Origin of the sequence: Anaerococcus sp. HMSC075B03 (genome assembly GCF_001815585.1) — a bacterium.
Lineage (GTDB): Bacteria > Bacillota > Clostridia > Tissierellales > Peptoniphilaceae > Anaerococcus > Anaerococcus vaginalis.
The window spans coordinates 136,273-143,961 of the sequence record NZ_KV821183.1; the positions used below are offsets into that span (position 1 = coordinate 136,273).

The 7,689-nt window shown below is 28.2% G+C and carries 9 protein-coding genes; 5 read left to right on the top strand and 4 right to left on the bottom strand.

Annotation, left to right across the window (positions count from 1 at the left end):
• Positions 1-5: 5 nt before the first annotated feature.
• Entirely contained in the window at positions 6-1,028 is a 1,023-nt protein-coding gene (locus HMPREF3045_RS04790; RefSeq protein WP_070737396.1) for a PTS sugar transporter subunit IIC, read from the bottom strand.
• A 260-nt stretch (positions 1,029-1,288) separates the two neighbouring features.
• On the opposite strand from HMPREF3045_RS04790, the gene HMPREF3045_RS04795 reads away from it, so the two are divergent.
• From HMPREF3045_RS04795 to HMPREF3045_RS04810, 4 genes are all read left to right on the top strand, one after another.
• Complete coding sequence (locus HMPREF3045_RS04795) at positions 1,289-2,149, top strand: nucleoside hydrolase (protein WP_070737399.1); 861 nt, start codon at positions 1,289-1,291, stop codon at positions 2,147-2,149.
• Positions 2,146-2,664, top strand: coding sequence for an FUSC family protein (locus HMPREF3045_RS04800; protein ID WP_070737402.1), 519 nt, complete (start codon positions 2,146-2,148; stop codon positions 2,662-2,664). Before HMPREF3045_RS04795 ends, HMPREF3045_RS04800 begins: the two co-directional genes overlap by 4 nt.
• Positions 2,665-2,745: 81 nt before the next feature.
• Positions 2,746-3,636: an ABC transporter ATP-binding protein gene (locus HMPREF3045_RS04805; RefSeq protein ID WP_070737404.1), complete on the top strand. Its 891-nt coding sequence runs from the start codon at positions 2,746-2,748 to the stop codon at positions 3,634-3,636.
• Positions 3,629-4,852, top strand: coding sequence for an ABC transporter permease (locus HMPREF3045_RS04810; protein WP_070737408.1), 1,224 nt, complete (start codon positions 3,629-3,631; stop codon positions 4,850-4,852). Before HMPREF3045_RS04805 ends, HMPREF3045_RS04810 begins: the two co-directional genes overlap by 8 nt.
• Positions 4,853-5,020: 168 nt before the next feature.
• On the opposite strand, the gene HMPREF3045_RS04815 is transcribed toward HMPREF3045_RS04810, so the two are convergent.
• Genes HMPREF3045_RS04815 through HMPREF3045_RS04825 form a run of 3 tightly spaced genes read right to left on the bottom strand, consistent with a single transcriptional unit; the run spans position 5,021 to position 6,641 of the window.
• Complete coding sequence (locus tag HMPREF3045_RS04815) at positions 5,021-5,308, bottom strand: AraC family ligand binding domain-containing protein (RefSeq protein WP_070737411.1); 288 nt, start codon at positions 5,306-5,308, stop codon at positions 5,021-5,023.
• A 50-nt stretch (positions 5,309-5,358) separates the two neighbouring features.
• On the bottom strand, positions 5,359-5,931 hold the full coding sequence (locus HMPREF3045_RS04820; protein ID WP_070737414.1) for a uracil-DNA glycosylase family protein: 573 nt from the start codon (positions 5,929-5,931) through the stop codon (positions 5,359-5,361).
• 53 nt (positions 5,932-5,984) lie between these two features.
• Positions 5,985-6,641: a hypothetical protein gene (locus HMPREF3045_RS04825; RefSeq protein ID WP_070737417.1), complete on the bottom strand. Its 657-nt coding sequence runs from the start codon at positions 6,639-6,641 to the stop codon at positions 5,985-5,987.
• A 221-nt stretch (positions 6,642-6,862) separates the two neighbouring features.
• Between HMPREF3045_RS04825 and HMPREF3045_RS04830 the strand changes: the two genes are divergently transcribed.
• On the top strand, positions 6,863-7,405 hold the full coding sequence (locus HMPREF3045_RS04830) for an ECF transporter S component (protein WP_070737420.1): 543 nt from the start codon (positions 6,863-6,865) through the stop codon (positions 7,403-7,405).
• Positions 7,406-7,689 lie beyond the last annotated feature (284 nt).

A 7,689-nucleotide genomic window follows, 5' to 3' on the forward strand; every position in this document is an offset into this window, starting at 1 on the left:
AAATTTTATTTGGAAAAATCCAACTTCATATCTCCATCTTTTATCCAGCCTATTTTTTTTACAAAATAATAAATTATTAAGGAAACTATGGCTGGAAGGATTATATGCATAATTATTATAGTAAATAATAAATTTAAAAATGGGACATGGCTCATTGCTGTGAAAGTTGAAATTTGTCCTACCAAACCGCATGTTCCCATGCCAGCTCCTATGGGAGAGTTTTCTAGTTTAAAAATTATTGTTGAAAATGGTCCTAGTATTGCTGAGGCAAGTGTTGGTGGAATTAAAATTTTTGGATTTCTCATTATATTTGGCATTTGGAGCATACTTGTTCCAAGTCCTTGAGCGATTAGGCCTTGGGTTTTATTTTCTTTAAATGAAATTACTGCAAAGCCTATCATTTGACAACAGCAACCAATTGTCGCAGCCCCTGCCGCAAGTCCTGAAAGACTTATGGTCATACAAAGAGCAGCCGATGAAATTGGAAGAGTCAAAACAATTCCTACAATTACTGAAACAATAATCCCCATTATAAAAGGCTTTTGTCTTGTTGCATCCATTATAATTATTCCGATTTTTGTCATAAGCGTTTGGATAAAAGGTCCTACTAAATTTGCAATCATTACTCCGACTAAAACCGTCACAACTGGAGTTAAAACTATGTCGATTTTTGTTTCTTTTGAAATTATTTTTGCAATTTCTACGGAGATTAATGTTGCGATAAAAACTCCCATTGGACCTCCCAATTTATTTGCAGAAAGTCCTACAATTGTTGATGAAAATAAAATTAATCTGTCAGCGTTTAAAGCGTAGGCGATTGATACGGCGATTGCAGGTCCTGTGGCTTCTTGGGCAAGGGGCCAAATTGTTTCTGACAAAAATTTAATGTCAAAAGATTTGCCGATTGTGTTTAAAATTGTTCCAACCAAAAGAGTTGCAAAAAGTCCGAAAGCCATTGAGCCTAGAGCATCAATAAAATAAACTTTTGCCGATAAACTTATTCCTTTTCTTTTTAAAAATTCTTTCATTTTTTCCTCCTAATCATTAAAAACTATTTTATTATATAAATTATCATTTGTAAATATTCACAATAATCGGTCATCTTCTTATATTTATTTAATTAATTTGTATTTTGTCAAACAATTATATATTTTGAAAATAAAATTAAAAACCAAGAAGTTTTAATTGATTGTAAAAATTAAAAATATATTCTTTATATTTTTGCTTATAAAATTTGATAGAAAATTCAATTAATATTGGTATAATTTTTAAAAAAAGGAAGTGAATTATGGAAAAAGAAAAACCATTTATTTATATAGATACAAATTTTACTTTATCAGAAATTTTGATGCTTAAAATGGCATTTAATTCTAATGAATTTGAAATTGTTGGAATTTCTTCTGTAAGCTCTTTTATGGATTCAAAATTTGCCGCAAAAAATATTCTTTCTATGGCAAATATGGAAGATTTAATTTTGCCAATTTGTGAGGGCTCATCTTCTAATTTGAAAAATCAAGAAATTTTGATTAGTGGAAAAAATTCTCTGATTTTTGACAAGACAAAAGATTATTTATCTGATGCAAGTCCTGAAGATTTTTTATATGATTTGGCGAAAGATTGTGGAAGGCTTGATATTATTGCGACAGGTCCTCTTACAAATATAGCAAAAGCAATAATAAAATATGATGATTTTGTTTCATACATTGACCATATTTTTATTTTGGGTTCAAATTTTTCTTCTGGAGATATTACAAAAAATTCAGAATTTAATTTTTTTACCGATCCAAAGGCTACAAATATTGTTTTGAAAGAAGATATTGAAACTTTTATTTTGCCAATAGATATTTCGAATTCATTGACCTTGCCTGATGAAATTTTGAAAAAATCAACTTCTGATCCTGTTTTTGAAAATATCAAAAATCTTTATAAATTTTATCCAAAAAATGAAAGGGAAATAAAGGCAGGGATTTTGCTTTATATGGTTTTGAAACCACAAGCATTTATTTTTGAAGAAAAAGCTATCAAGGTAAATGAAGATTTTGATAGGGGAAGTATTGTTGAAATTAATTCGAAAAATAAAAAATATATAGCAAACAGGGTAAATGAAGATACATTTTTTGATTTTTTATTTGATAGGCTTGGCTTATGAAATTAAAAAAACCGGGACAAAGAATTTTCAAAACAGCTTTGGCTGTATTTTTATCTTTTACCTTTTCGCATTTTAGATCGGCAAATGCCTTGCCATTTTATTCTGCCATAGCTGCTATAATTTGTACAAAAAATGACGTAAACGGCTCAATTGATATTGGATTAAATAGGATTTTGGGAACGTTCATTGGAGGCTTTGTTGGATTTTTATATCTTTTATTTGTTAGGAAAAATTTTACAAATGATATAGGAAATTATTTTTTGATTTCTATAATAATGGCATTTTTAATTTGGATTTTATCATCAATGGATAAGCCAAATGCAATTTCTATTATGTGCATTGTTTTTGCATCTGTTTCAATAAATCATTATGGAGAAAATTTTGGAGCTATAAATTTTGCCCTAAATAGAACTTTGGATACATTGGTAGGAGTTGTAATTGCTATTTTGGTAAATTCAATTGATTTTGAAATTTTAAAATATATTAAATACAAAAGACAAAAAGATGAGAGATAAACTCTTGTCTTTTTTTAATCCACTTTTCTATGGTAAAATAGTAATGAATACATTTTGTATTTAAAAAATTAAGGAGTACGTATGTTAAAAGTAGAAAGATTAAGTAAAAGTTTTGGAGATCTTCTTGCTTTAAATAATCTTGATTTTGAAGTGAAAGATGGAGAACTTTTTGGAGTTATAGGACAAAATGGCGCTGGGAAGTCAACACTTTTTAGGTGTATAATGAACTTTTATTCAAAGTATGATGGCAAGATTACTTATAATGGCAAAAAATTTTCTAAAGTTCCTTTAGAAAAAATAGGATTTTTGCCAGAAGAAAGATCACTAGATTCAAAAAGAAAAGTAGAAGATCAAATAAGATATTTTGCGAAATTAAATAAAATGGATAATATTTCTGATGAAAAATTAAAAGAATGGTTTGATTATTTTGAAATTGATGGGAAATTATCATCAAAAATCAAGGAGCTTTCAAAAGGAAACCAACAAAAAGTTCAACTTCTTTGTGCTTTAATTTATAAGCCTGAGTTTGTAATTTTGGATGAGCCTTTTTCAGGACTTGATCCATATAACATCAGACTTCTTGAAAAAATAATCAAAGATGTAAACAAAGAGGGAACGACAATTATGTTTTCATCTCACAACATGGAAAATGTGGAAAGTCTTTGCAAAAAATTGATAATGCTTAAAAAAGGAAATATTGTTTTGAATGGTTCGCCTCAAGAAATTAGAAATTCTTACGAAAGAAAAAAGATTGTAGTCGAATCAAGTGAGGATTTATTTTTCTTAAACGATGAAAATATAGAAATGATTAGCCAAGATGGTAATAAGTGGACTTTTATTTTAAAAAATGAAGATTACGCAAAAGTTATTTTCAAAAAAATTGTAGATAATATTGGCTTTGTTCCATATTTTGACCAATCGCCTCCTACATTAAATGAAATTTTTGCAAGAAAGGTGGAAGAAAATGAATAGATTTATGACTGTATCAGTTGATACTTTAAAAAAACACCTTAAATCGACTACTTTTTGGATTATGGTTCTTATGCCTTTTATTATGGCGGTAGTTATTGGAATAATTTCCTACATTTCTTACTCAACCAAAACTCCAGATACAATTGCAGTTGTAACGGAAGAAAAATACAAGAAAAATTTCCATAATAATCCTATGGTAGATTTTGAATTTAAAGAAAAAAATGAGGCGAAAAAAGCTCTTGATAACAAAGATATTTCAGCTTATCTTGAAGTGAAAAACAAAGATGGACTTTTAAATTTTGATTATTATGGAGATACAACAGCAAGAACTCCAATGCTTGTAATAAATTCTTTGGCAGAGGATATGCAAAGAAAAGAAAATTTGAAAAATTCCAATATTGACGCCAAGCAAAATGCGATAATTAGCCAAAAACCTGTGGTAAATCTTCACGAAATAAAAGATAATTTGAAAAATCCAGGAAATATGCTAGCCCTATTTGCTACAATCTTTGTAATGTATTTTGTTTTAATTTTTTATTCACAAATAATAATGCAAGATATTGCAGTTGAAAAAGGCACAAAAATGCTAGAGTTTATTTTCTCATCAGTAAAAGCTGGCACTTATATGGCTGGAAAAATTTTTGGAACAATTCTTGCAATGCTAGTTCATTTTGGAATTTATTTAGCCTTGGGACTTGTTGGATTTGCCATAATTAAATTTACAGGATTTTACGAAAAAATAAAAACTATGCTGGGATTTAATATTTCTGAAATTTTTGAAGGGATAAATTATAAATTAGTTGGAGAAATAGTTTTATTTATGGTTTTAGGATTGATTTTATATATAATCCTTTCAGCAATGCTTGGATCTTTGGTACAAAAGCAAGAAGACGCAGGCAAAATGGCAACGCCAATTATGCTAATAATTATGTTTTGCTATTTTATTTCCACATCATTTGTAGGAAGTGAGCCAAATAATTTTATAAAAATCCTATCCTACATCCCATTCTTGTCAACATTTTTTATGCCAATGAGATTGATTTACGAAAACGCAAGCCTATTACAAGGAATGATTTCACTAATTATTTTGTTAGTAGGAATTGTTTTAATGTATATAATTGCAGCAAGAGTTTACAAGAAAAATATCCTAAACTATTCAACAAATAAGTTGTTTGGAAGAGAAAAAAAGTTAAAAATTAAAAAGAAAAACAAATAAAAAAAGGATGTTGCAAATTCTGAATTACTATCGCCATATTATCATAGATTTTTTAGAAGTTTCGTATTAAGCTTATCGGTTTATTTAGCGAAACTTCGTTATGATTTTCTATCATAATATTGGAACGATTTAATAATTTTGCAACATCCTTTTTTATTTTTAAAATTTTTAAATTTTTGCTTTTATAACCATCAAATCACTATCGTCTATTGCCTTTAAGGCGTGCATTTCATTAGGATCCATAGTTATTATATCGCCAGGAACTATAATCTCATTTCCATTTTCTCCAACGAAATCAACCTTGCCCTTATAAATTACAACCACCACATTTTTATCCGATTTATGACTTGGAATTTCTTCACCTTTTTTGATTTGTAGGTGGGTGATTTGTAGTTTGTCTTTGTCTAGCAAATGTTCAAATTTACCATCCAAAATATTTGCACTTAATTTTTTCATAAAACCTCCTTATTGCTAATATTTATTATTTCATTCCACTATAAAATTTTCTAAAGTATTCTTTGGATAATTTTTTTTAGTTCTGGCAGGGTTTCTTCTTTAAAAAATGTATTTTTAGCTATCCACCTATTATTTAAAGGACTTGGGTGGACTATGGGAAAATATTCTGGTAAGTAATCTTTAAAATTTCTTACTGTCTCTGTTAGGTTTTTATTAAAATCATCCTTTAGGTAAAATTTCTGTGCATAGGCACCTATCAATATAGTTAAATTTATATTTTTAATCTCTTCAAGTAGGAGAGGATGATATTCTTTTGCTATAAATTTTCTTGGAGCCTTGTCACCACTTTTTCCCTTACCTGGATAATAAAAATCCATGGGAAGTATTGAAAAGTTTTTGCCATGGAGGGTATCCATACTTATTCCCAGCCAATCAACTAGATTTTCTCCGCTTTTATCATTAAATAAAATTCCGCTTTCCTCAACTTTTTTGCCGGGAGCCTGACCAATTATTAAAATCTTAGAATCTTTATTTAACTGAAAAATTGGACCAATCCCCCTGTTCGTATAGTCTTTATTTCGAGGATCATCCTTTAATTTTTTAACTACATCTTCTATTTTCATAAAAATCCTTACTATTTTTCCAAGATATACTTATCCATTTTGTATAATATTTTTTATTTTTTGTAAATTCTATAATTAATTCCACCAACAAGGTCAACTGTGTAAGGGGAATTATCAAAATATCCTTTCAAAAATTCGTATCTATATTCGTGGTAAGGAGAAATTTCTTCTTTTAATTCAAATCCATTTTTATTAATTTCGAAAGCTTCGTGGTGGTCGTGGCTGTGGCCTCCTTCGCAAGTGTTTGAAAGAGAATCTTCTGGATTTATAAAATCTTTGAAATATTTTGCGTGAGTATTTACATTTGTAATTAAAAATAAATCATCATTTTCATCAATTGTTGCAGAAAGTCCGTTATCACAAGGCATTCCATCAAGGAGCATCATGTTTAAATCTTGAAAAATTTCATTATAATCAGAGAAATTTTTCCCAACTGCTTGTTTTTTTCCGAAATCAAATAATTTTTCCTTGGTATTTTTGCTATTTTTAATTGCAAAGGCAAGTCTATTTTCAACAACATCAATTTTTGAATCAAGCCAGCCGTGAATATTTTCTTGGTCGATTAAATTTTCCAAATCATCAGTTGAAACTGGTTTAATTTTTTCATCAATTTCTTTTGTATTACCATCTAAAAGAAAATTTGTAATTTTATCTTGAAATTTTATTTTTTCATACATCATGTAGTGTATTGGTCCTAAAAATTCGCTCATATATAACTCCTTTGTTGATTTTAATTTATTATATAAAAAATTCAAATTAATTTCTGTAACTCATGTTACATTTTTAATTTTATAGAAAAAAATTGAATTTTAAATTTGAAAATGGATATTTATAAAATATTTTATAGAAAAATGATATATTTACACATTTTCCTTTGTATTATATAATTAGTTTGTGATAGAAAAACGTAGAAATAAAAATAGGAGGACTCATGAATAAATTATCTACAAAAAAACTTACATATACAGGACTTTTTATAGCCTTGGTATTTATTTTTTCAGCATTTTTTCAAATACCACTCAAAACGCCAATGGGAGATACAAGATTTCATTTAGGAAATGCCTTTTGTCTTTTGGGAGGAATAATTTTAGGGCCAGGACTTGGAGGACTTGCAGCAGGAGTGGGTTCAGCAATATTTGATTTAACAAATCCACTTTATTTTGCATCAGCACCATTTACATTTATAAATAAATTTATGATGGGCTTTGTGGCAGGTTTGATTTTTCACAAAACAAAAATGAAAAATGAAAAAACAAAAGCAGCTCTTGCAGGATTTTTTGGACAAATAACTTATATTATTCTTTATTTGTTATACACTTTTATAAAAAATAAAGTTGCTATGGGATTGTCATTTGAAGCAAATATGGTAGAAGTTGTACAAAAACTTGGAGTTTCTTCAATAAATGGAGTTATTTCTGTAATAATTACTGCTATTTTTGCAATGGCACTTTTAAAAAGAGTAAAAATGGACTAGAAATAGTCCTTTTTTAAATGCTGATTTTTTTTATTTTTTATTCTTAAAGTTTTTCTATGATTTACCAAATTACAATTAATTTTTAATACTTCGTTATTAAGGGGACAAATTAGGGGACTTCCGATTGTCCCCACAATTTTTCCCCTTAAACCCCTTTCAACGAACCCCCTTAACCGGCCCTTGCAGGGAGCAAAAATTAGAAAGAAACTAAAGTTTCTTTCAGTTTTTAAATTGATTATCCAAATTTAATAAAGATATAAGCCCAAAATAAATAAATTCTAAGT